This window comes from Pantoea sp. BJFS-204, assembly GCF_049310725.1.
GTDB classification, from domain to species: Bacteria; Pseudomonadota; Gammaproteobacteria; order Enterobacterales; family Enterobacteriaceae; genus Pantoea; species Pantoea agglomerans.
Map to the genome: position 1 here is coordinate 1 of NZ_JBMOWE010000008.1, position 22,786 is coordinate 22,786.

The 22,786-nt window shown below is 54.8% G+C and carries 21 protein-coding genes and 1 rRNA gene; 8 read left to right on the forward strand and 14 right to left on the reverse strand.

The features are described 5' to 3' along the window. Positions 1-45: 45 nt before the first annotated feature. Together ACO6VX_RS18715 and gmhB are read right to left on the reverse strand one after the other, a co-directional pair. Positions 46-1,585: ribosomal RNA gene (locus ACO6VX_RS18715) — 16S ribosomal RNA — on the reverse strand. A 405-nt stretch (positions 1,586-1,990) separates the two neighbouring features. Next, positions 1,991-2,551, reverse strand: a complete 561-nt coding sequence (gmhB, locus tag ACO6VX_RS18720; RefSeq protein ID WP_010254191.1) for a D-glycero-beta-D-manno-heptose 1,7-bisphosphate 7-phosphatase — start codon at positions 2,549-2,551, stop codon at positions 1,991-1,993. A gap of 189 nt (positions 2,552-2,740) precedes the next feature. Here gmhB and metN point away from each other — a divergent pair, with 189 nt between their 5' ends. The 6 genes from metN to proS all read left to right on the forward strand — a co-directional run bounded on the left by metN (position 2,741) and on the right by proS (position 8,304). Then, positions 2,741-3,772, forward strand: coding sequence for a methionine ABC transporter ATP-binding protein MetN (gene metN, locus ACO6VX_RS18725; protein ID WP_010254188.1), 1,032 nt, complete (start codon positions 2,741-2,743; stop codon positions 3,770-3,772). Further along, on the forward strand, positions 3,765-4,418 hold the full coding sequence (locus tag ACO6VX_RS18730; RefSeq protein WP_003852613.1) for a methionine ABC transporter permease MetI: 654 nt from the start codon (positions 3,765-3,767) through the stop codon (positions 4,416-4,418). The genes metN and ACO6VX_RS18730 overlap by 8 nt, the downstream gene beginning before the upstream one ends. A 34-nt stretch (positions 4,419-4,452) precedes the next feature. Continuing rightward, positions 4,453-5,268 (forward strand): MetQ/NlpA family lipoprotein, encoded by an 816-nt coding sequence (locus ACO6VX_RS18735; RefSeq protein ID WP_010254184.1) that lies wholly within the window; start codon positions 4,453-4,455, stop codon positions 5,266-5,268. A gap of 128 nt (positions 5,269-5,396) precedes the next feature. After that, positions 5,397-5,795 carry an Rcs stress response system protein RcsF gene (gene rcsF, locus ACO6VX_RS18740; protein ID WP_010254182.1) on the forward strand — a complete coding sequence of 133 codons (399 nt, stop codon included), beginning with the start codon at positions 5,397-5,399 and terminating at the stop codon, positions 5,793-5,795. After that, positions 5,792-6,496, forward strand: coding sequence for a tRNA (N6-threonylcarbamoyladenosine(37)-N6)-methyltransferase TrmO (tsaA, locus tag ACO6VX_RS18745; protein WP_157353410.1), 705 nt, complete (start codon positions 5,792-5,794; stop codon positions 6,494-6,496). The genes rcsF and tsaA overlap by 4 nt, the downstream gene beginning before the upstream one ends. A gap of 89 nt (positions 6,497-6,585) precedes the next feature. Then, a complete protein-coding gene (proS, locus tag ACO6VX_RS18750; RefSeq protein ID WP_010671869.1) occupies positions 6,586-8,304 on the forward strand; it encodes a proline--tRNA ligase in 1,719 nt (572 codons plus the stop codon). Between the two features lie 232 nt (positions 8,305-8,536). Here proS and arfB read toward each other — a convergent pair whose 3' ends face one another. After that, the gene (gene arfB / locus ACO6VX_RS18755) at positions 8,537-8,947 is read right to left on the reverse strand and encodes an alternative ribosome rescue aminoacyl-tRNA hydrolase ArfB (RefSeq protein WP_010254175.1); all 411 of its coding nucleotides are present in this window, start codon (positions 8,945-8,947) and stop codon (positions 8,537-8,539) included. A 217-nt stretch (positions 8,948-9,164) separates the two neighbouring features. On the opposite strand from arfB, the gene ACO6VX_RS18760 reads away from it, so the two are divergent. Next, positions 9,165-9,365 carry a YaeP family protein gene (locus ACO6VX_RS18760; RefSeq protein WP_010254172.1) on the forward strand — a complete coding sequence of 67 codons (201 nt, stop codon included), beginning with the start codon at positions 9,165-9,167 and terminating at the stop codon, positions 9,363-9,365. Continuing rightward, on the forward strand, positions 9,352-9,612 hold the full coding sequence (gene rof / locus ACO6VX_RS18765; protein ID WP_010254167.1) for a Rho-binding antiterminator: 261 nt from the start codon (positions 9,352-9,354) through the stop codon (positions 9,610-9,612). Before ACO6VX_RS18760 ends, rof begins: the two co-directional genes overlap by 14 nt. A 40-nt stretch (positions 9,613-9,652) precedes the next feature. On the opposite strand, the gene ACO6VX_RS18770 is transcribed toward rof, so the two are convergent. The 11 genes from ACO6VX_RS18770 to lpxD form a co-directional block, all read right to left on the reverse strand. Further along, entirely contained in the window at positions 9,653-9,961 is a 309-nt protein-coding gene (locus ACO6VX_RS18770; protein ID WP_010254164.1) for a c-type cytochrome, read from the reverse strand. Continuing rightward, on the reverse strand, positions 9,961-11,280 hold the full coding sequence (tilS, locus tag ACO6VX_RS18775) for a tRNA lysidine(34) synthetase TilS (protein WP_422458264.1): 1,320 nt from the start codon (positions 11,278-11,280) through the stop codon (positions 9,961-9,963). The genes ACO6VX_RS18770 and tilS overlap by 1 nt, the downstream gene beginning before the upstream one ends. A 52-nt stretch (positions 11,281-11,332) precedes the next feature. Further along, complete coding sequence (locus ACO6VX_RS18780) at positions 11,333-11,722, reverse strand: VOC family protein (RefSeq protein WP_010671867.1); 390 nt, start codon at positions 11,720-11,722, stop codon at positions 11,333-11,335. A gap of 64 nt (positions 11,723-11,786) precedes the next feature. After that, entirely contained in the window at positions 11,787-13,937 is a 2,151-nt protein-coding gene (locus tag ACO6VX_RS18785) for a lysine decarboxylase LdcC (protein ID WP_158131985.1), read from the reverse strand. Positions 13,938-14,106: 169 nt separating this feature from the next. Further along, entirely contained in the window at positions 14,107-15,063 is a 957-nt protein-coding gene (accA, locus tag ACO6VX_RS18790; protein ID WP_010254150.1) for an acetyl-CoA carboxylase carboxyl transferase subunit alpha, read from the reverse strand. 12 nt (positions 15,064-15,075) lie between these two features. After that, entirely contained in the window at positions 15,076-18,558 is a 3,483-nt protein-coding gene (dnaE, locus tag ACO6VX_RS18795; RefSeq protein ID WP_033756640.1) for a DNA polymerase III subunit alpha, read from the reverse strand. Between the two features lie 31 nt (positions 18,559-18,589). Continuing rightward, a complete protein-coding gene (gene rnhB / locus ACO6VX_RS18800) occupies positions 18,590-19,216 on the reverse strand; it encodes a ribonuclease HII (RefSeq protein ID WP_022625455.1) in 627 nt (208 codons plus the stop codon). Next, positions 19,209-20,357 carry a lipid-A-disaccharide synthase gene (lpxB, locus tag ACO6VX_RS18805; protein ID WP_010254138.1) on the reverse strand — a complete coding sequence of 383 codons (1,149 nt, stop codon included), beginning with the start codon at positions 20,355-20,357 and terminating at the stop codon, positions 19,209-19,211. Before lpxB ends, rnhB begins: the two co-directional genes overlap by 8 nt. Positions 20,358-20,360: 3 nt before the next feature. Next, the gene (lpxA, locus tag ACO6VX_RS18810; protein ID WP_010254134.1) at positions 20,361-21,149 is read right to left on the reverse strand and encodes an acyl-ACP--UDP-N-acetylglucosamine O-acyltransferase; all 789 of its coding nucleotides are present in this window, start codon (positions 21,147-21,149) and stop codon (positions 20,361-20,363) included. 3 nt (positions 21,150-21,152) lie between these two features. Continuing rightward, the gene (fabZ, locus tag ACO6VX_RS18815) at positions 21,153-21,608 is read right to left on the reverse strand and encodes a 3-hydroxyacyl-ACP dehydratase FabZ (RefSeq protein WP_003852639.1); all 456 of its coding nucleotides are present in this window, start codon (positions 21,606-21,608) and stop codon (positions 21,153-21,155) included. A gap of 152 nt (positions 21,609-21,760) precedes the next feature. Continuing rightward, the gene (gene lpxD / locus ACO6VX_RS18820; RefSeq protein ID WP_010254128.1) at positions 21,761-22,786 is read right to left on the reverse strand and encodes a UDP-3-O-(3-hydroxymyristoyl)glucosamine N-acyltransferase; all 1,026 of its coding nucleotides are present in this window, start codon (positions 22,784-22,786) and stop codon (positions 21,761-21,763) included.

Genomic DNA, 22,786 nt, shown 5'->3' on the forward strand with positions numbered 1-22,786 from the left:
TATCAGACAATCTGTGTGGACACTGCGCGGGAAGGTATCTTCAGGTAAGGAGGTGATCCAACCGCAGGTTCCCCTACGGTTACCTTGTTACGACTTCACCCCAGTCATGAATCACAAAGTGGTAAGCGCCCTCCCGAAGGTTAAGCTACCTACTTCTTTTGCAACCCACTCCCATGGTGTGACGGGCGGTGTGTACAAGGCCCGGGAACGTATTCACCGTGGCATTCTGATCCACGATTACTAGCGATTCCGACTTCACGGAGTCGAGTTGCAGACTCCGATCCGGACTACGACGCACTTTGTGAGGTCCGCTTGCTCTCGCGAGGTCGCTTCTCTTTGTATGCGCCATTGTAGCACGTGTGTAGCCCTACTCGTAAGGGCCATGATGACTTGACGTCATCCCCACCTTCCTCCGGTTTATCACCGGCAGTCTCCTTTGAGTTCCCGACCGAATCGCTGGCAACAAAGGATAAGGGTTGCGCTCGTTGCGGGACTTAACCCAACATTTCACAACACGAGCTGACGACAGCCATGCAGCACCTGTCTCAGCGTTCCCGAAGGCACCAAAGCATCTCTGCTAAGTTCGCTGGATGTCAAGAGTAGGTAAGGTTCTTCGCGTTGCATCGAATTAAACCACATGCTCCACCGCTTGTGCGGGCCCCCGTCAATTCATTTGAGTTTTAACCTTGCGGCCGTACTCCCCAGGCGGTCGACTTAACGCGTTAGCTCCGGAAGCCACTCCTCAAGGGAACAACCTCCAAGTCGACATCGTTTACGGCGTGGACTACCAGGGTATCTAATCCTGTTTGCTCCCCACGCTTTCGCACCTGAGCGTCAGTCTTTGTCCAGGGGGCCGCCTTCGCCACCGGTATTCCTCCAGATCTCTACGCATTTCACCGCTACACCTGGAATTCTACCCCCCTCTACAAGACTCAAGCCTGCCAGTTTCAAATGCAGTTCCCAGGTTAAGCCCGGGGATTTCACATCTGACTTAACAGACCGCCTGCGTGCGCTTTACGCCCAGTAATTCCGATTAACGCTTGCACCCTCCGTATTACCGCGGCTGCTGGCACGGAGTTAGCCGGTGCTTCTTCTGCGGGTAACGTCAATCGACGCGGTTATTAACCGCATCGCCTTCCTCCCCGCTGAAAGTACTTTACAACCCGAAGGCCTTCTTCATACACGCGGCATGGCTGCATCAGGCTTGCGCCCATTGTGCAATATTCCCCACTGCTGCCTCCCGTAGGAGTCTGGACCGTGTCTCAGTTCCAGTGTGGCTGGTCATCCTCTCAGACCAGCTAGGGATCGTCGCCTAGGTGGGCCATTACCCCGCCTACTAGCTAATCCCATCTGGGTTCATCCGATAGTGAGAGGCCCGAAGGTCCCCCTCTTTGGTCTTGCGACGTTATGCGGTATTAGCCACCGTTTCCAGTGGTTATCCCCCTCTATCGGGCAGATCCCCAGACATTACTCACCCGTCCGCCACTCGTCACCCAAGAGCAAGCTCTCTGTGCTACCGTCCGACTTGCATGTGTTAGGCCTGCCGCCAGCGTTCAATCTGAGCCATGATCAAACTCTTCAATTTAAGTTTGATTTGCTTAAACAAGTTAAGCGGTGCTCATCTGTAAAACGTCATAATGAATTTCATTATGTGTTCACTCGTGAGGCTTGATATTTTTTTACGTCCGGAGACGCTGATATCAATCCTGCGAGTGCCCACACAGATTGTCTGATAAATTGTTAAAGAGCAGTGCGAACAGTGCGTTAGCGTCCTGTCGCGAGGTGGCGTATATTACGCTTTCCTCCTGCAGAGTCAACCTCTATTTCAGAAGTTTTTCTCCGGCGGCGCAGTCTCCTGTGCCTCCTGACCCGTTTTCCGTTTCCGGTTTGCCGTGTCAGTGGAGGCGCATTATAGGGAACGGCTCAGATAGCGCAAGTGCAAATTGAGACTTTTTTTCTGTTCGTCTGAAATTTGCACAAAAGCGCCGTTTTACCCCTTTTTAATGCGCGCCGGAAGCTCTGCCAGGCTATTAATCACCCAATCTGCTGCTGCTTCACCTTCAGCAGTGACCGGTTTGCCGCTGCGCACCAGTACTTTCTTGCCGACACCGGCAGCCTGCCCTGCCAGCATGTCTTCCAGCTTGTCACCCACCATATAAGAAGCGGCCATATCAATATTCAGTTCTTCCTGTGCCGTCAGCAGCATACCCGGCTGAGGCTTACGACAGTCACAGGCCTGACGGAACTCTGCTACTGTTGCTTCTGGATGGTGAGGACAGAAATAGATGCCATCAAGATCAACATCGCGATCGGCTAGCGACCAGTCCATCCATTCTGTCAGCCGCATAAAGGTATCTTCAGTAAACATACCGCGCGCGATGCCAGACTGATTGGTCACGACCACCAGCGCAAAACCCATTGCCTTCAGTTGTTGCAGCGCTTCAATCGTGCCGTCAATAAACTGGAAGTCATCGATCTCATGGACATAGCCATTATCGACATTAAGGGTGCCATCACGATCAAGAAAAATAGCGGGGACTTTATTCGCCACGTAGAAACTCCTGCTGTAAAAATTGCCGATCAGTATCGCATGATTGCTATAAAAGGGAGAATGTCAGATTGAATCACTTCCATTGATTTAGACGTCTGGATGCCTTAACATCCATCCAGCTTTTATACCGAATAAAAGCGACGAGGCTTCCCACACCACGGACAACGCAACACGATAATAAATAACATAATGATTAAACTAGAAAATATTACCAAGGTGTTTCAGCAAGGCACGCGGTCTGTTCCGGCGCTAACGGATGTCAGCCTGCACGTGCCTGCCGGACAGATTTATGGCGTTATCGGCGCTTCCGGTGCCGGTAAAAGTACGTTGATTCGTTGCGTTAACCTGCTGGAGCGCCCTACTTCGGGCCGCGTACTTGTAGACGGTGCTGATTTAACCGCACTCAACGAACGTCAGTTAACCCAGGCGCGCCGCCAGATCGGCATGATCTTCCAGCACTTTAATCTGATGAACTCCCGTACCGTCGCGGGTAACGTCTCTCTTCCACTGGAACTCGGTAATCTCTCCCGCGCTCAGATCACGGCTCGCGTAACTGAACTGCTGGAACTGGTGGGATTATCAGACAAGCATGATGCCTGGCCCGCCAATCTGTCGGGCGGACAGAAGCAGCGTGTCGCGATTGCCCGCGCCCTGGCCAGCAATCCCAAGGTTCTGCTGTGTGATGAAGCCACCAGCGCACTGGATCCCGCGACGACCCGCTCTATTCTGGAATTGCTTAAAGACATTAACCGCCGGCTTGGGCTGACGATTCTGCTGATCACTCATGAAATGGATGTAGTGAAACGCATCTGCGATCAGGTTGCGGTCATCAGTCACGGTGAACTGATTGAGAAAGATAGCGTCAGTGAGGTCTTCTCTCATCCTAAGACACCGCTGGCGCAGCAGTTTATTCAGTCTACGCTGCATCTGGATATTCCGGATGATTACCAGCAGCGCCTTTCTGCCACCGCCGCTGAAGGCACCGTGCCCCTGCTGCGACTGGAATTCACCGGTAAATCGGTTGATGCGCCGCTGCTGTCTGAAGCTGCCCGCCGTTACAACGTGAATAACAACATTATCAGTGCCCAGATGGATTACGCCGGTGGCGTGAAGTTCGGCATTATGCTGGCCGAAATGCACGGCACAGAAAGCGATACCCGCGAGGCGATAGCCTGGCTGAAGGAGAATCATGTGAAAGTAGAGGTGTTAGGTTATGTCTGAAGCGATGATGTGGTTGCTGGGACGGGGCGTGTGGGAAACGCTGATGATGACCTTCGTCTCGGGCTTTTTCGGTTTTGTGCTGGGTCTGCCGGTCGGCGTTTTACTCTATGTCACCCGTCCGGGCCAGATTCTGCAGAATCAGGGACTTTATCGCGTGCTCTCCGCGCTGGTGAATATCTTCCGCTCCATTCCTTTCATTATCTTACTGGTCTGGATGATTCCTTTTACTCGCGTAATCGTCGGCACCTCAATCGGACTGCAGGCGGCCATCGTTCCGTTGACCGTTGGCGCGGCACCGTTTATCGCACGTATGGTTGAAAATGCCTTGCTGGAACTGCCAACCGGACTGATTGAAGCGTCACGAGCTATGGGCGCCACGCCAATGCAGATCATCCGTAAGGTTCTGCTGCCGGAAGCGATGCCTGGCCTGGTGAATGCTGCGACCATCACCCTGATTACCCTGGTTGGTTACTCCGCCATGGGTGGCGCGGTGGGTGCCGGTGGTCTGGGCCAGATCGGTTATCAGTATGGTTATATCGGATATAACGCCACTGTGATGAATACGGTATTAGTGTTGTTAGTAGTTTTGGTGTATCTCATTCAATTCTGTGGCGACCGCATCGTGCATGCGGTGTCCCATAAATAAGCCAGCAATATCACATTATTAAGAAGGAAAGGATATGTCTTTCAGATTCAAGAAAATTGCCGCTGTGGGTGCACTGATTGGCGCGATTGCGCTGGCAGGATGCGATCAAAAAGAGAAAGACCCTAACCACATCAAAGTGGGTGTGATTGTCGGTGCTGAGCAGCAGGTTGCTGAAGCAGCGCAGAAAGTTGCCAAAGAGAAATATGGTCTGGACGTTGAGCTGGTCACCTTCAACGATTACGTACTGCCGAATGAAGCGCTGAGCAAAGGCGATATCGACGTCAACGCTTTCCAGCACAAACCGTATCTGGATCAGCAAATCAAAGATCGTGGCTACAAGCTGGTTTCAGTGGGTAACTCCTTCGTCTACCCAATCGCGGGCTATTCGAAAAAGATTAAGTCACTGGATGAGCTGCAGGATGGCGCTCAGGTTGCCATTCCAAACGACCCGACCAACCTGGGCCGTACGCTGCTGCTGCTGCAGAAAGTGGGTCTGATCAAGCTGAAAGATGGCGTGGGCCTGCTGCCAACCTCGCTGGATATCACTGAAAACCCTAAGCATCTGAAAATCGTTGAGCTGGAAGCGCCGCAGCTGCCACGCTCACTGGACGATCAGCAGATCGCGCTGGCGGTTATCAACACTACCTACGCCAGCCAGATTGGCCTGACACCAGCCAAAGATGGTATTTTCGTCGAAGATAAAGATTCACCGTACGTGAACCTGATTGTGGCGCGCGAAGATAATAAAGATGCGGAAAACGTGAAGAAATTTGTCAAGGCTTACCAGTCTGACGAAGTCTACGATGCCGCTAACAAAGTCTTTAACGGCGGCGCGGTTAAAGGCTGGTAATTCAGCTGTTCATCTCCTTAAGGGCGGCGCTATGCCGCCCTTTCTGTTATTGGGTGCCCTGCCCGACTTGTTATTTATTCTTGTCCTTGTTTCAATAACGCCACTTTTTGAAACCTGAGGATGTTGCCATGCGTTTTTTACCGCTCTGCTTGTTAGCATTGATGCTGACAGGGTGTGTTCATGAGTATCACCCGATAAGCAGCGCACCGTCCCGGCCGCAGCAATCCAGTGAACCCACCCGCAAGCCTGTGTCACGACCGGCACCGGTTAAGCTCTATACCGATGCCGCCGATCTGGTCAGCAAGCCGTTCCGCGATCTGGGTGAAGTCTCCGCTGAAGATTGCCAGATGAGTAATCAGAACTCCCCAGCCAACATCGCTACTGCACGTAAACGCCTGCAGATCAAAGCGTCACAGATGAAAGCCAATGCGGTGCTGCTGCATCAGTGTGAAATCGTCACCGGCACGCCAGGCTGCTATCGTCAGGCGGTGTGTCAGGGTTCGGCACTGAAAGTCAGCAATCAATGAGTGAATTCGCCTTTGCGCAAATTGGGGTAATCCGCTCACCGTGGAAGGAGAAGTTTGCCGTGCCGCGCCAGCCAGGGCTGGTACAGGATGGCGGCGGCGAACTGCACCTGCAGCCACCTTACAATCAGCCAGAAGCGGTGCGTGGAATAGAAGCGTTCAGCCACCTCTGGCTGCTGTTTGTCTTCCATCAGACGATGGAGGGCGGCTGGCGTCCCACGGTTCGCCCTCCCCGGCTGGGCGGCAATGCGCGCATGGGTGTATTTGCGACACGTTCAACGTTCCGTCCCAATCCCATTGGCATGTCGCTGGTTGAGCTAAAAGGTATCAGGATTGAAAAACAGCAGGTGATCCTGCAGCTTGGCAGTCTGGATCTGGTCGATGGCACCCCGGTGGTGGATATCAAACCTTATCTGCCCTTTGCCGAAGCATTGCCCCATGCCCAGGCGGGTTTTGCTCAGGCGGCACCTGCGGCTGATATGCCGGTTCGCTTCTCCGCGCTGGCACAACAGCAGCTTCACCAACAGTCGCGCTACCCCAATCTGGCTCGCTTTATCAGTGAAGTGCTGGCACAGGATCCCCGTCCCGCTTACCGTCAGGGCGAGACACAGGCGCGGGAATATGCGGCCTGGCTGATGGATTTTAATGTACGCTGGCGCATTGACGATGCCGGTACTGAAGTGATCGCCATCGACCCGCGTTAAAACCCGCTTTTGAGCCGGTGATCTCACTGGTACACTAGCCGCCAGCAAAATTCTGTCTGTGACTTTCCGATCAACTGGAACCGTAATCAATGCGTACTACTCAATATCTGCTCTCTACTCAGAAAGAGACGCCTTCCGACGCTGAAGTGATCAGCCACCAGCTGATGCTGCGCGCCGGTATGATCCGCAAACTGGCTTCTGGCTTGTACACCTGGTTACCGACCGGGGTTCGCGTGCTGAAAAAAGTCGAAAACATCGTGCGCGAAGAGATGAACAACGCGGGCGCGGTTGAGATTTTAATGCCGGTTGTGCAGCCCGCCGACCTGTGGCAGGAGAGCGGTCGCTGGGAGGAGTATGGCCCGGAACTGTTACGTATTGCAGATCGCCACGAGCGTCCGTTCGTGCTGGGTCCGACGCATGAAGAGGTGGTCACTGACCTGATCCGCAATGAGCTGAGCTCTTATAAGCAACTGCCGCTCAACCTCTATCAGATCCAGACCAAATTCCGTGATGAAGTCCGTCCGCGCTTTGGCGTGATGCGTTCACGTGAATTCATCATGAAAGATGCTTACTCGTTCCACGTTTCGCAGGAGTCGCTGCAGGAAACGTATGACGCGATGTACCGCGCCTATAGCCAGATCTTCAGCCGTATGGGTCTGGATTTCCGCGCCGTGCAGGCCGACACCGGCTCGATTGGCGGCAGCGCCTCCCATGAGTTCCAGGTTCTGGCGCAGAGCGGTGAAGATGATGTGATCTTCTCTACCGATTCTGATTACGCGGCCAACATTGAGCTGGCCGAAGCCGTCGCACCCGCTGGTGAGCGCGCAGCGCCGTCGCAGGAGATGCAACTGGTCGAGACGCCAGACGCAAAAACCATCGCGGAGCTGGTTGAGCAATTCAGCGTGCCTGTTGAAAAAACAGTGAAAACGCTGATTGTTAAAGGTGCCGAAGAGAGCGGCCACGCGCTGGTTGCCCTGCTGGTACGCGGCGATCATCAGCTTAATGAGATCAAAGCGGAGAAGTCAGAGATCGTTGCGTCACCGCTGGTGTTCGCGACCGAAGAAGAGATTCGCGCCGCAGTAGGTGCCGGACCGGGTTCAATCGGCCCGGTTGGTCTGCAGATGCCTGTTATTGCTGACCGTACCGTGGCGAAGATGAGCGACTTCAGTGCCGGTGCCAACGTCGATGGTAAGCACTACTTCGGCATTAACTGGGAGCGCGATCTGCCGCTGGCCAGCGTTGCAGATATCCGTAACGTGGTCGAAGGCGATTTAAGCCCGGATGGTAAAGGCACGCTGCAGATTAAGCGCGGCATCGAAGTCGGTCATATTTTCCAGCTCGGCACCAAGTATTCTGACGCGCTGAAAGCGTCTGTTCAGGGCGAAGATGGCCGCAATCAGGTGATGAGCATGGGCTGCTACGGCATCGGCATCACCCGCGTTGTTGCGGCAGCCATTGAGCAGAACCATGACGACCGCGGCATCATCTGGCCAGCCGCACTGGCACCTTTCGAGGTTGCGATTCTGCCAATGAATATGCAGAAATCGTTCCGGGTTAAAGAGCTGGCGGAAGAGCTGTATGCCACCCTGCGTGCTAAAGGCGTTGAGGTTATTCTGGATGACCGTAAAGAGCGTCCGGGCGTGATGTTCGCTGATATGGAACTGATCGGTGTGCCACACACCATCGTCATTGGTGACCGCAATCTCGATAATCAGGAGATTGAGTACAAATCACGTCGTGCCGGGGAGAAGCAGATGATTAAGCAGGATGAAATTGTTGAATTCCTGCTGAAGGCTCTGAATAAGTAAGTTCTTAGCGTTAATCAAAGCGGGCTGAATCTGGCCGCAACAGATGAGCTCAACGCGAAGGGAAGCGGGTCAGGAGAGGAAAGCGTCCCGCGCCAGGGACGGTGCGGGCCGAGCAGCCATGGATGGCTTTAGCGACTTTCCGATCTGACCCCGTTCCCTGAGCAGGCTCGAACTCTTCGCCGCTCGCCCCTGACGTTGTAAGTACTCAAACGCCCCGCCTGCGGGGCGTTTTTTATTGCACCTTGCCGCGCATCGATTTAGTTGAACTGCGGCGGGCTTTTCCTTCAAGACGGCGCTCTTTTGAGGCGCGGGTCGGCCGCGTGGCGCGCCGGGCTTTTTCCACGGTACTCAGCTCCTGGATCAGATTAACCAGACGTTGCAGCGCCGCTTCACGATTCATCTCCTGACTGCGATACTCCTGCGCCTTGATCACTACAACGCCATCACCGGTAATCAAATGATGAGTGGCGGTGAGCAGCCGCTCTTTATAAAACGCGGGCAGTGAAGAGGCAGCGATATCGAAGCGCAGATGAATGGCGGTGCTGGCTTTATTGACATGTTGTCCGCCTGCGCCCTGAGCACGAATCGCCGTCAGCTCAATCTCACTCTCCGGAATCTCAACCGAACGGGATAGCATAATCATAAGCTCGCTCCCCACACCTTAACCACGTTGACCTCCGATAACCTGTTCATCAAATTAACCTTTTGTGCTCTGATTTATTCCGCCTAAGACAGCGGAATCTGTCACTTTAGCAGTGATTCGCGCACTGTTCCTGCTTTACGCAGGCTGATTTCCTCTAAATGGCTATGATATAGTCGCCAGTTAACCAGAGTATTTACGCTCTGCCGAGGAGGGCCACGTGCAAAATTATTGTGAGTTAGTTCGCCGGAAGTATGCCGAAATCGGCAGCGGGGATTTAGGTTACATACCGGATGCGATTGGCTGCGCATTGAAGGCACTTAATGATGTTGCCGCAAATACTGAGCTAAACTCTTCTGTCAGGGAACAGGCGGCCTACGCCGCTGCTAACTTATTGGTGAGCGACTATGTTGATAAATGAAGCGTACCAACCTATCAATTGCGATGATTACGATAATCTGGAACTCGCCTGCCAGAACAACTGGATGCTGTCGCTGGAAATGAAAGATGGCGAGCAGCTTAAGGCAAAAGCCAAAGAGATCTTTTCACGTAAGAACGTTGAATATCTGGCTATCGATCTTTCCGGTGAACATCGCGAATTACGTCTCGACCATATCGCCAGCTTCACCCATCCCGAGTTGGGTACGGTGGTTGTCAGCGCAGAGTAACCTACGCATTCAGGGCGGGACCTTTCCGCCCTGTTAAACTTCAGGGCTGCAACGAACTGTAGTACGCCGCTAAATCCGCCATATCGCTGTCACTCAATCCCGCCACAAACGCCTTCATGACTTCAGCCTGACCGCCACTGCGTTCGCCCTTTTTATAGGCCTGCAGCGCATGTTCCAGATAAGGTGCGTGCTGCCCGGCCAGGTCAGGATAGAGCGGCACCGCCGCTTTTCCTGCTGCGCCATGACAGGCCATGCAACTGCCCGCTTTCTGTGCGCCGCGCTGCGCATCACCCGCTGCCCATGCCGGTAACACGGTGACCGCTAAACAGGCAATAAGCCACTGTTTCATTATTGTTGTTCTCCTGCGCCGGATGCCCCATCCCAGACTATCTGCCAGCCCTGCTGATCAGGGGCCGCGCCATCACGGGTGACAAAGAGAGTCGGAACGCAGACCAGCGTCTGGTTATAAAAAATTAACGGCAGCCGTTCACGCTGCCACGGCGGTATCTGCAACTCCTGCCACAGTTTTTTCATTTCCCTTCCGCCACGACGGCCCACCAGATGGACATGACCCTGTGCGTGAAACCGCACGCTGACCTGCTCATCCGGCTCAGGATAGCGCAACAGGCTCTGCGACTGGCTGGCACGCAGCGTGCCGAGATTCTGCGGTAACGCCAGCGGCTGGCAGAGATTGGGCCATGCCAGCTCGGTGTCGCGCAGTGAACTGAACAACGGCAGCCAGTAGAGCTGCTGACGGTAACGACGGAGTTCAGCCTGACCGAATCGCAGCCGGGGCTGCGCATCCTCCCGGCTCGCCATCACTTCGTCGTGGATGCGTTTCAGCGCTTCACGGGACGGCATCGCCCCCCCCTGTACGGCGATCCAGCGCCGCAATAAGGCATTAGCACGCAGCTCACTCATGGCCATTAAGGGTGGAAAGTGCAGGCTGCCATCAGGCTGGATCAGCTCTGCCAGTTGCCCGGCGAGCAGTTCATCCAGCAACTGCTCCTGCTCACTGCACAACATCGCACTGCGGGCCGTTGCCTCGGCAAAATGGGGCCAGCGCTGGTAAAGCTCAGGCAGCAGCCGCTGGCGCAGAATGTTGCGGTCGTAGCGAAGATCCTGATTGCTCTCATCTTCAATCCACACCAGCTGATGCGCGTCGGCATAGGCTTCAAGCGACTGTCGCGTCTGATTCAGCAGCGGACGCACCAGCTGATGAGAACCCAGCGCGCGTGTCGCGGGCATCGCTGCCAGCCCGGCGGGACCACTGCCGCGCTTCAGCGCCAGCAGGAATGTTTCGCACTGATCGTCGAGGTGCTGCGCAGTGAGTAACACTTCGCCCGGCTGCAGTGCCGCACTCAGCGCCTGATAACGGGCGGTTCGGGCGGCCGCTTCAATGCCGTTTTCCCGGCCATCAACGTTAACGCGGAGCACTTCACAGGGCAGCTGCCACTGCGCGCAAATCGTCTGGCAATGGGTTGCCCAGCGATCGGCATTCGGGCTAAGCCCATGGTGAACATGCAGTGCCCGCAGGCGCAACTGAGGATGCTGCTGCTGCCAGCCGCGAAGCTGATGCAGCAGCACGGTTGAATCCAGTCCACCGCTGAATGCGACCACCAGGGCGGCATCAGGTTGCAACAGAGTGTCAAAAGCGGGCAAAGACATGGCAGAATCCAGAAAATCGGGCCACTGAATGTCGCCCGCTGAGCGCGCTATTTTACGCCTGATAAAGCTCCAGCGGCAAACCATCCGGATCGGCAAAGAAAGTGCATTGTTTACCGGTCAGGTCATCAATGCGAATCGGCTCGCAGATAACGCCTTTATCGGCCAGCGTCGCGACGGCAGCGGCAACATCCGGCACGGTAAAGGCCAGATGACGCAGGCCACACGCCTCGGGATGGCTGACCCGCGCCGGCGGCTCAGGAAAAGAGAACAGCTCAATGGTATAGCGATCCTGTAGGGCAAGGTCGCCTTTCCAGGAGTCCCGCGCTTCGCGGTAATATTCGCCCATCAGACGGAAACCCAGTACATCACAATAGAATGCTTTGCTGCGCTGATAGTCAGAGGCGATGATGGCGATGTGGTGAATAGCGGTTAACTGCAACATGTTCAATTCCCTGATTCGGGCAGGCTGTCCGCAGACACCCTGCCGCTGATAGTCGTTTAAAGGTTTATGCGAGGTCGTTTTTCAGCACGCGGACGCGATACTCGCCCTCTTCGGTCAGGCTGGCACCGTGAATATCCGTTTCGAAGCCCGGATAATGCCGTCCAATGCTGCACAGCATCAGCAGAAAATCGAGCACCGCGCGGCTCTTCTCAGTAATCATCTCGCCTGGCATCACCAGTGGAACGCCTGGCGGATAAGGCAGAATCATATTGGCCGACACCCGCCCGACCAGTTCGCTGAGATCCACCGTTTCGATGTTGCCCTTCACCTGCTGCTGAAATGCCTGATGCGGCGTCATCTTCATTTCGGGCAGGACATCAAATGCCTGCAGCATCAGACGCGGCAGATCGTGATGGCGGATCAACTGATGGATCCCCTGCGCCAGTGTCTGGATGCGCATATTGCGATAGAAGTCAGGATCTTCGGCATAGAGATCCGGCAGCATGTTTTTCACCCGCAGATTGAGATCGTAGGCGCGTTTGAACTCGGTCAGCCCGCGCAGCACGCTCATTGCTTTGGTTTTGTCGATGCCGATGCTGAACAGGAACAGCAGGTTATAGGGACCGGTTTTCTCCACCACGATGCCGCGCTCATCCAGAAACTTCGCCACCAGCGCCGCCGGGATCCCCTCTTCCGCCATCTTCCCCAGTTCGCTCATGCCCGGCGTCAGAATGGTGACTTTGATCGGATCCAGGTACATATGATCGCGATCGGCCTGAGTAAATCCGTGCCACTCTTCGTCGCCGGGCTGGATCGGCCAGCATTGCGCTTCATCAACCTCTTCCGGCTGCCAGATATCAAAGAACCAGCTGTCAGACTCTTCGCGCAGGCGCTGGATCTCCCGACGGAAGTGCAGCGCGCGCTCCACCGAGCGATTGATCAGTCGTTTACCGGGATTGCCACGCAGCATGGCAGCAGCAGTTTCAATAGAGGAGACGATGGCGTAATTGGGCGAGGTGGTGGTGTGCATCATGTAGGCTTCGTTAAACGTCTGTTCGTCGTAGTCGCCCTTAATGTGAATCATTGATGCCTGCGAAAAGGCCGCCAGCAGTTTGTGGGTCGATTGCGTCTCATACACCACTTTTCCCGGGATGCGGTCGCCACTCATGCCACTTTTACCGGCGTAGATCGGATGGAAATTAGTGTAAGGCACCCAGGCTGAATCGAAATGAATCGACGGTACATCCAGTGTCTCTTTGATGTACTGGGTATTGTAGAGCAGCCCATCATAGGTGGAGTTGGTGATCACCGCATGAACCGGCCACGTGGCACGGTCGGTGGCAGCCACCTTGAGCGAAATACTCTCGCGGGTGAACTCCTGCTTCGGGATACCGCCGAGAATACCCAACGCATTGCGGGTCGGCTTCAGCCAGATGGGGATAAGATCGCTCATCATCAGCAGATGGGTCAGTGACTTGTGGCAGTTGCGATCGATCAGCACGGTGCTGCCCGCCGGTGCGGCATACATGCCGACAATTTTGTTCGACGTTGAGGTCCCGTTGGTCACCATGTAACTCTGCTCGGCACCAAAAGTGCGTGCAATGTACTCCTCCGCTTCAAGGTGCGGACCGGTGTGATCAAGCAGCGAACCCAGTTCGGTAACGGAAATTGAGATGTCCGATTTCAGGGTATTGGCCCCGAAGAAATCGTAGAACAGGCAGCCCACCGGGCTCTTCTGAAACGCGGTACCCGCCATATGGCCCGGCGTGCAGAAGGTGTACTTGCCCTCTTTCACATAGGTGAACAGCGCTTTAGTCAGCGGCGGCGTAATGTGGTCGAGATAGTCATCGGTATATTGCCGGATGTGCAGCGCGATATCGTCGGCGGCATTCAGCGCGTACTCAAAAAAGTGCAGCGGCATGCGCATCTCATTGACGCTGATGTCCATCTGCGAGTGGGTGTTGATAAAGGCGTACAGCGGCAGATATTCGTTGAGCTGATTAATCTCACGGCAGAGTTCCGGACTGTTGTGCGCGTCCCAGTCGAAGATGACGCCGCTGATACGCGGATTGTGCTCGATCAGTTTCAGCAGATCGTCACTGTTTTTCGGGTAAAGCAGCCTGAAGCCTTGCAGATTTAACGCCGCGTCGAGTTCGCGTAACGGTTCATCTTTATAAAACACGCCGTGCGCGCCCATGATCGCCAGAATATTCAATGCCCATCTCCCTGATTATTGTGGAACCGGACAAGCATAACCGCTAACCCGCGGAAGGTGTAGCAAGGCGGCTATCGGATGGCGCTGAAAGAGAGGGGAATAGCGTGCGGAGATAAACCGGCGGCATAAAAAAAGCGGACCGGAGTCCGCTTTTACAGATGGGGCTAAATCAGGCGTAGCCGTAGCTCATCAGGCGCTGATAACGACGATCCAGCAGCTCTTCAGTGCTAAATCCATCGAGATCGGCCAGATCGGCCAGCAGCTGCTGCTTCAGTGACTGCGCCATATCAACCGGACGGCGATGCGCGCCACCCAGCGGCTCAGGGATCACGGAGTCAATCAGCTTCAGCTCTTTCAGACGGTGAGCGGTAATGCCCATCGCTTCAGCGGCCAGCGGCGCTTTGTCAGCGCTTTTCCACAGAATGGATGCACAGCCTTCCGGCGATATCACTGAATAGGTGCTGTACTGCAGCATATTCACTTTATCGCCCACGCCAATCGCCAGCGCACCGCCTGAACCGCCCTCACCGATGACCGTACAGATCACCGGCACTTTCAGGCCAGACATTTCACGCAGGTTGCGGGCAATCGCTTCAGACTGCCCACGCTCTTCCGCGCCCACACCCGGATAGGCACCCGGTGTGTCGATGAAGGTGATGATTGGCATTTTGAAACGCTCAGCCATCTCCATCAGGCGCAGCGCTTTGCGATAGCCTTCCGGTGCTGGCATGCCGAAGTTACGGCGAATTTTCTCTTTGGTTTCACGGCCTTTCTGGTGCCCGATGATCATCACCGGACGTCCATCAAGACGTGCAATCCCGCCCACAATCGCTTTGTCATCGGCATAAGCACGGTCGCCCGCCAGCTCATCGAAATCGTCGAAGGCGTTGCGCACGTAATCAAAGGTGTAAGGACGCAAAGGATGACGCGCCAGCTGAGCGATTTGCCATGCGCCCAAATCGGCGAAGATCTTACGGGTCAGCTCAACGCTTTTCTCACGCAGACGCTGAACTTCTTCATCCAGATTAACGTGTTTATCATCCTGACGACCAATTGAGGTCAGCGAATCGATCTTCGCTTCCAGTTCTGCAATTGGCTGTTCAAAATCCAGGTAATTAAGACTCATAATGTTCCTGTTCTAGTCAAACTCCAGTTCCACCTGCTCCGATCCAATCAACGAGCGCAGATCGTTAAGTAAACGATCGCTGGGCGAAATTCGCCACGCTGCACCAAAGCGCAGCTTCGCTCGCGCGTCGGCTCTCTGATAGTAGAGATGCACCGGAATAGTCCCTGATCGATGAGGTTCCAGAGACTGACGGAGTCGGTTTAATAGCTGGTCATCAATTTGCCTGTCCGTCAGCGAGATAGCAAGTCCGCGCGCGTATTTTTCGCGAGCTTCGTCGATGTCCATGACTTCACGAGCGGTCATTTTAAGGCCACCACTGAAGTCATCAAAGCTGACCTGTCCGCTGACGATCAGAATTCGGTCTTTCTCCAGCAACTGCTGGTATTTATCTAACGCATCGGTAAATAACATCACCTCAAGACGACCGGAGCGATCGTCCAGAGTACAGATACCAATTCGGTTGCCGCGTTTGGTGACCATTACCCGTGCCGCGATCACCAGACCGGCCGCCACGGTAATTTTACCCCGATCGGTAGGATGCATATCTTTCAGCCGCACCCCGCCAACGTAACGCTCAATTTCTTTCAGGTACTGATTAATCGGGTGGCCGGTAAGGTAAAGCCCCAGCGTTTCCCGTTCGCCATCCAGCTGCACCTGCTCAGGCCACGGCGTGACGCTGGCATACGATTTCTCAACCTGCTCCGGCTCTTCCGCCAGTACGCCAAACATATCAGCCTGGCCAATCGCTTCCGCTTTCGCGTGCTGATCGGCCGCTTTTAACGCGTCACTGAGTGAACTCATCAGCGCAGCACGATGCGGTCCAAGGCGATCAAAGGCCCCGGACATGATCAATTTTTCCATTACCCGACGGTTGATCTTTTTGGTGTCGGTACGGGCGCAGAGATCAAACAACTCGCGGAAATAACCGCCTTCGTTACGGGCGTCGATGATCGCTTCGATCGGACCTTCACCGACGCCTTTAATCGCGCCAATGCCGTAAACGATCTCGCCCGCGTCATTAACATGGAACTGATAAAGACCGGAGTTGATATCAGGCGGCAGGACTTTCAGTCCCATCCGCCAGCACTCATCGACCAGGCCAACCACTTTCTCGGTGTTATCCATGTCGGCGGTCATGACCGCAGCCATAAACTCAGCCGGATAGTGTGCCTTCAGCCACAGCGTCTGGTAGGAGACGAGTGCGTAGGCCGCAGAGTGTGACTTGTTAAAGCCATAACCTGCAAATTTTTCTACCAGATCGAAGATCTTCATCGACAGTTCCCCGTCGATGCCCATACTTTCAGCACCGTCGCGGAATACAGAACGCTGTTTGGCCATCTCCTCGGGTTTCTTTTTACCCATGGCGCGACGCAGCATATCCGCACCGCCCAGCGTGTAACCGGAGAGAACCTGGGCGATCTGCATCACCTGTTCCTGATAGAGGATGATGCCGTAGGTCGGTTCCAGCACCGGTTTCAGGCTTTCATGCTGCCACTGAATGTCGGGATAGGAGATCGCTTCACGGCCATGCTTACGGTCAATGAAGTTATCCACCATGCCGGACTGCAGTGGGCCAGGACGGAACAGCGCCACCAGTGCGATCATATCTTCGAAGCAGTCGGGCTTCAGACGCTTAATCAGATCTTTCATGCCGCGCGATTCAAGCTGGAACACCGCGGTGGTTTCCGAGCGCTGCAGCATATCGAAGCTTTTCTTATCATCCAGCGGGATAGAGGCGATATCGATCGGCTCCAGCCCCTGCTTTTCCCGGCGCGGGTTGATCATCTTCAGCGCCCAGTCGATGATGGTCAGCGTACGCAGACCCAGGAAGTCGAACTTCACCAGGCCGGCATATTCCACATCATTTTTATCGAACTGGGTCACCGGGAACTGCCCATGCTCATCGCAATAGAGCGGCGCAAAATCGGTGATCTTCGTTGGCGCAATGACCACGCCGCCCGCATGTTTACCGGCGTTACGCGTGACCCCTTCCAGCTTGCGCGCCATGTCGATCAGCGCTTTAACCTCTTCGTCCGCGTCATACATGGCGGGAAGCTGCGGTTCAGCAATAAAAGCTTTTTCCAGCGTCATGCCGGGATCGGGCGGGATCAGTTTTGAAATGCGGTCAACGAAGCCGTAAGGATGTCCCAGCACGCGGCCCACATCGCGAATGACCGCTTTCGCCGCCATGGTGCCGAAGGTAATAATCTGGGAAACCGCTTCACGTCCGTACATATCTGCAACGTGTTCGATCACCTGATCGCGCTTCTCCATGCAGAAGTCGACGTCGAAATCGGGCATCGAGACGCGTTCCGGGTTCAGGAAGCGTTCGAACAGCAGGTCAAATTCCAGCGGATCGATATCGGTGATTTTCAGCGCATAGGCCACCAGCGAACCGGCACCGGAACCACGCCCCGGCCCGACCGGCACGCCGTTGTCCTTGGACCACTGGATGAACTCCATTACGATCAGGAAGTAGCCGGGGAAACCCATCTGGTTAATAACGTTGAGTTCAATCTCCAGACGTTCATCATATTCCGGGCGTTTCTCAAGGCGTTCGGCTTCGTCCGGGAACAGGAACTCGAGACGCTCTTCCAGACCCTCACGGGATTTCACCACCAGATAATCTTCGGTGGTCATGTCACCGGTCGGGAACTGCGGCAGGAAGTACTCGCCCAGTCGGACCGTGACGTTACAACGCTTAGCAATCTCTACGCTGTTTTCCAGCGCTTCCGGGATGTCCGAGAAGAGCTCGCACATCTCCTCTTCGCTGCGCATATATTGCTGAGGACTGTAGTTACGCGGACGCTTGGGATCATCCAGCGTATAGCCGTCATGAATGGCAACGCGAATTTCGTGCGCATCGAAATCTTCTGCATTGATAAAGCAGACTTCATTGGTGGCAACCACCGGTATTCCCTCTGCGATCGCCAGTTCAACTGCCGCATGCAGATAGCTCTCTTCGTCCTGACGGCCGGTACGAATCAGCTCCAGGTAGTAGCGATCGGGGAAATGTTGCTGGTAAAACGACAGGCATTGCGAAACCAGGGCATTGTTGCCGCGCAGCAGGCTGCGACCCACATCGCCACGCCGTCCGCCCGACAGCAGGATTAATCCTTCCTGCAATTCAATCAGCCAGTCGCGGTCGATGATCGGTCCGTCCACGCCATACCCACGCTGATAGGCACGGGAGATCAGCAGCGTCAGGTTCTGATATCCGGTATTACTGGACGCCAGCACGGTAAGCTGTGTCAGTTCATCCCCCATCAGCTCACTGGCAACGTTGAAATCGGCACCAATGACCGGCTTTATCCCTGCGCTATGTGCGCCACCGTAAAATTTCACCAGGCCACAGAGGTTAGTGAAGTCGGTAATCGCGATAGCCGGCATGCCAAGGGCTGCCGCCTTCTTGATTAACGGCCCGGTTTTCGCCAGGCCATCAATCATCGAATAGTCACTGTGGACACGCAGATGTATAAAACGGGGTTCAGCCATATCAGTTTCCGGTTAAAACAGCGTCAGGCTATTAAAGCGTAAGGGTCTGGCGTGCAGCCAGTACTTCAGCATCGAGCAGCGCATTGCGTACGGGCGCAAAACTGCGACGGTGGTGCGGCGTGACGCCATACTGCGTCAGTTTTTCCATATGCAGCGCCGTCGGATAACCTTTGTGCTGCGCAAAACCATACTGCGGGAACAGCAGATCGAGTTCGGTCATCTCCTGGTCACGCGACACTTTGGCGATGATCGATGCTGCACTGATTTCGGCAACCAGACTATCCCCTTTAACTACCGCCTGTGAAGGCATTGGCAATGCCGGGCAACGATTACCATCAATCAGCACATAATCGGGCTGAATGCCAAGGCCAGCTACGGCGCGCTGCATCGCCAGCATAGTGGCATGCAGAATGTTGAGCTGATCGATCTCTTCAGGCTCTGCGCGTCCCAGACTCCATGCCAGCGCTTTCTCTTTGATTTCGTCATACAACGCGAGGCGGCGCTTTTCAGACAGTTTCTTCGAGTCGGCCAGGCCGGTAATCGGGTTTGCCGGATCGAGGATCACCGCGGCAGTAACGACCGCGCCAACCAGCGGACCGCGCCCCACTTCGTCCACACCGGCAATCAGTCTGGCGACAGGATAGATAAAATCAGGCATTCACCAGCTCCAGTACCGCATCCGCTGCCTGCTCATCGGCGTTCCAGCGGATCTGTTGATGTAATTCATGAAACGTCTGCAGGAGTGTTTCTCGCTCAGGCCCGGCATGCAGCAGCGGATCTAACGCTGCGGCCAGGGCTTCAGGCTGACACTCATCCTGCAGTAACTCTTTGACCAGCTCACGCCCTGCCAGCAGGTTTGGCAGCGAGACGTAAGGGGTTTTGACCAGCCGTTTCGCCAGCCAGAAGGTGGCCGGCTTCATGCGATAACCGACGACCATTGGGCATTTTGCCAGCATGCACTCCAGTGCGGCAGTGCCTGACGCCAGGAGTGCGGCATCGCTCGCAATCATCGCCTCACGTCCCTGACCATCAAGCAGATGCATCGGCAGTTCGGGGGCGGTTTCGGCTTTAATCTTCTCAAACTGTTCGCGGCGACGGGCGTTGACCAGCGGCACCACGATTTCCAGCGCCGGATAGTGACGACGCAGCAACTGAGCGGTTTTCAGAAAATCGGCGCTGAGCATTTCCACTTCCGCACCCCGGCTGCCGGGCAGCAAGGCCAGGCAGAGCGCATCATCGGCAATGCCCAGATGACGGCGTGCAGCCAGCTTATCGGGTTGCAGCGGCATGGCATCCGCCATGGTGTGACCGATAAAACGACAGGGAACGTTATAGCGATCGTAAAAAGCTTTTTCAAATGGCAGAAACGCCAGCACCAGGTCGGTGTTACGACCAATCTTAAAGACACGCTTTTGCCGCCATGCCCACACCGAGGGGCTGACATAGTGGATAGTGCGAATGCCAGTGCGTTTAAGATTGCCTTCCAGCGTGATATTGAAATCGGGCGCATCAATCCCGACAAAGACATCGGGTCGGAGTTCGGTAAAACGCCGGGTGAGATCGCGACGGATTGTCAGCAGGCGTCGAAGGCGACCGAGCACCTCGACAATGCCCATCACCGCCAGCTCTTCCATCTCATACCAGGCTTCACACCCTTCTGCCTGCATCAGGGGACCCGCCACGCCGACAAAGCGTGCATCCGGATGACGGGCTTTCAGGGCACGGATCAGACCTGCACCAAGAATATCGCCGGAGGTTTCTCCGGCGACCAGGGCAATCGTTAAGGGACGCGCTGACATGGATTAACGAATTAATCCACGGGTTGAACGGGTGAAGAAATCGTAGAAAGGTTGCACTTCGCTGTGCTGCTGTGCGATGGCTTCGATCTCCGGTTTCACTTCCTCCAGCGTTCTGCCGCTGCGATAGAGCAACTTGTAGGCGTTGCGGATAGCGTGCAACGACTCTTTGCTGAAGCCACGACGCTTGAGACCTTCGATATTGATCCCGAACGGCGTAGCGTGGTTGCCCTGCGCAATAACGTAAGGCGGCACATCCTGCGCCACGCCCGAACAGCCGCCAACCATCACGTGAGCACCGATGATGCACCACTGATGTACCGCTGTCATGCCGCCAATAATGGCGAAATCATCGACCGTCACGTGACCACCCAGGGTGGCGTTGTTGGCGAAGATACAGCGGTTGCCAATCACGCAGTCATGCGCGATGTGAGCATTAACCATCAGCAGATTATCGCTGCCCACAGTGGTGACCTGGCCACCCTGCGTGGTGCCGCGATGAATCGTCACGCTTTCACGGATGCGGTTACGATCACCAATCTCAACCCGTGTTGGCTCACCGGCATATTTCAGATCCTGATTCACTTCGCCAATTGAGGCGAACTGATAAATCTGATTATCTTTTCCGATGCGCGTGTGGCCGTTCACCACAACATGTGACTTCAGTACCGTTCCTTCACCGATCTCAACATTCGCACCAATAAAGCAAAACGGGCCAATGTGAACGCGGGCGCCAATAATAGCGCCCTCTTCGATGACAGAACTGGGATGGATAGTGGCTGTTGGATCAATCACGAATTATGCCTCCCGGCTGCGGGCACACATCATGGTCGCTTCACAAACGATTTTACCGTCGACAGTCGCCACGCCTTTAAAGCGGGTCAGACCACGGCGGGTTTTCTCGAAAGTGACTTCCATGATCATTTGGTCGCCAGGTACCACAGGGCGCTTGAAACGGGCACTGTCGATACCGGCAAAGTAGTAGAGTTCGCCTGGCTCCAGTTTACCTACGCTTTTAAACGCCAGAATACCGGTAGCCTGCGCCATCGCTTCCAGGATCAGAACGCCAGGAAAAATCGGTTTACCAGGGAAGTGCCCCTGGAAAAACGGTTCATTAACAGAAACGTTCTTCACTGCACGCAGGTATTTGTGCTCTTCAAATTCCAGCACGCGGTCTACCAGCAGAAACGGATAGCGGTGCGGCAGCAGCTCTAAAATCTCTTCAATTTTCAGAGTATGAGTTTCAGTAGTCAAAATACTCTTCCTGTCCTAAAAATCTGATGACATCAATAACACGGCCTGCACAGATCAAAATGATCTTCCGCAGGCCGCAAATAGGTTCTGTGGCGCCGGGCTTCCCTGCTTAACATTTTTATTATGAAAGCCGGTCAGTTTTGGGATGGCGGTTAGTCGTCTTTGCCGACCTTGCGCTCGATGGCTTTTAAGCGTTTGCTCATGTCATCGATGTTCATCACCAGCGCTGCAGTTTTGCGCCAGGTTTTGTTGGGTTGCAGCGGAATGCCTGATGAATAGACACCAGGCTCTGTGATAGGACGCATGACCATACCCATACCGGTCACCGTTACTTTGTCACAGATTTCCATATGGCCGTTAATGACGCTGGCACCGCCAATCATACAGTAACGCCCAATTTTCAAACTACCCGCCATGATCACACCGCCTGCAACCGCAGTATTGTCGCCAATAACTACGTTGTGAGCGATCTGGCACTGGTTGTCTATGATAACACCATTGCCGATCAGAGTGTTATCCAGCGCACCGCGATCGATAGTGGTGCAGGCACCTATTTCTACGCGATCGCCGATTATCACCGCGCCTAACTGCGGGATTTTCACCCAGTTACCACGATCGTTGGCATAGCCGAAACCATCAGAACCGATGACGGTACCTGACTGAATCAGGCAATCCTGACCGATTTCAATTTCGTGATAAACAGAGACGTTGGCCCAGAGACGGGTACCGCTGCCGATACGGGTTTTTTTGCCAACAAAACATCCTGCACCAATGACCACGTTATCGCCCAGTTCAACATCCGCTTCGATCACCGCATTGGCGCCAATGGCGACGTTGCTGCCGAGTCGGGCTGAGGGATCGATCACTGCACTGGGGGCAATATTTTGCGCTGGCTGTGGCGTGGTATCGAGTATTTGTGCCATACGCGCATAGGTCAGGTAGGGATCTTTCACCACCAGCGCTGCGGTATTGCACCACTCCAGATCCGCTTCCGTCAGCACCACGGCTGAGGCCTTAATCAGGGCGAGTTGCTCGCGGTAACGGCTGTTTGCAAGAAAAGTGATTTGGCCAGTTGTGGCGGATTGCATAGAAGCAATGCCGGAGATGACGATATCGCCATCTCCGTGCAATTCTGCATCCAACTGCTGGGCTAAATCAGCCAGTCGAATAGATGACAT

What these genes read in the sequence shown, in the direction of transcription:
- metN (WP_010254188.1), top strand. Translation starts at nt 2,741, where the DNA reads ATGATTAAACTAGAAAATATTACCAAGGTGTTTCAGCAAGGCACGCGG.
- ACO6VX_RS18730 (WP_003852613.1), top strand. Translation starts at nt 3,765, where the DNA reads ATGTCTGAAGCGATGATGTGGTTGCTGGGACGGGGCGTGTGGGAAACG.
- ACO6VX_RS18735 (WP_010254184.1), top strand. Translation starts at nt 4,453, where the DNA reads ATGTCTTTCAGATTCAAGAAAATTGCCGCTGTGGGTGCACTGATTGGC.
- rcsF (WP_010254182.1), top strand. Translation starts at nt 5,397, where the DNA reads ATGCGTTTTTTACCGCTCTGCTTGTTAGCATTGATGCTGACAGGGTGT.
- tsaA (WP_157353410.1), top strand. Translation starts at nt 5,792, where the DNA reads ATGAGTGAATTCGCCTTTGCGCAAATTGGGGTAATCCGCTCACCGTGG.
- proS (WP_010671869.1), top strand. Translation starts at nt 6,586, where the DNA reads ATGCGTACTACTCAATATCTGCTCTCTACTCAGAAAGAGACGCCTTCC.
- arfB (WP_010254175.1), bottom strand. Translation starts at nt 8,947, where the DNA reads ATGATTATGCTATCCCGTTCGGTTGAGATTCCGGAGAGTGAGATTGAG.
- rof (WP_010254167.1), top strand. Translation starts at nt 9,352, where the DNA reads ATGTTGATAAATGAAGCGTACCAACCTATCAATTGCGATGATTACGAT.
- ACO6VX_RS18770 (WP_010254164.1), bottom strand. Translation starts at nt 9,961, where the DNA reads ATGAAACAGTGGCTTATTGCCTGTTTAGCGGTCACCGTGTTACCGGCA.
- tilS (WP_422458264.1), bottom strand. Translation starts at nt 11,280, where the DNA reads ATGTCTTTGCCCGCTTTTGACACTCTGTTGCAACCTGATGCCGCCCTG.
- ACO6VX_RS18780 (WP_010671867.1), bottom strand. Translation starts at nt 11,722, where the DNA reads ATGTTGCAGTTAACCGCTATTCACCACATCGCCATCATCGCCTCTGAC.
- accA (WP_010254150.1), bottom strand. Translation starts at nt 15,063, where the DNA reads ATGAGTCTTAATTACCTGGATTTTGAACAGCCAATTGCAGAACTGGAA.
- dnaE (WP_033756640.1), bottom strand. Translation starts at nt 18,558, where the DNA reads ATGGCTGAACCCCGTTTTATACATCTGCGTGTCCACAGTGACTATTCG.
- rnhB (WP_022625455.1), bottom strand. Translation starts at nt 19,216, where the DNA reads ATGCCTGATTTTATCTATCCTGTCGCCAGACTGATTGCCGGTGTGGAC.
- lpxB (WP_010254138.1), bottom strand. Translation starts at nt 20,357, where the DNA reads ATGTCAGCGCGTCCCTTAACGATTGCCCTGGTCGCCGGAGAAACCTCC.
- lpxD (WP_010254128.1), bottom strand. Translation starts at nt 22,786, where the DNA reads ATGTCATCTATTCGACTGGCTGATTTAGCCCAGCAGTTGGATGCAGAA.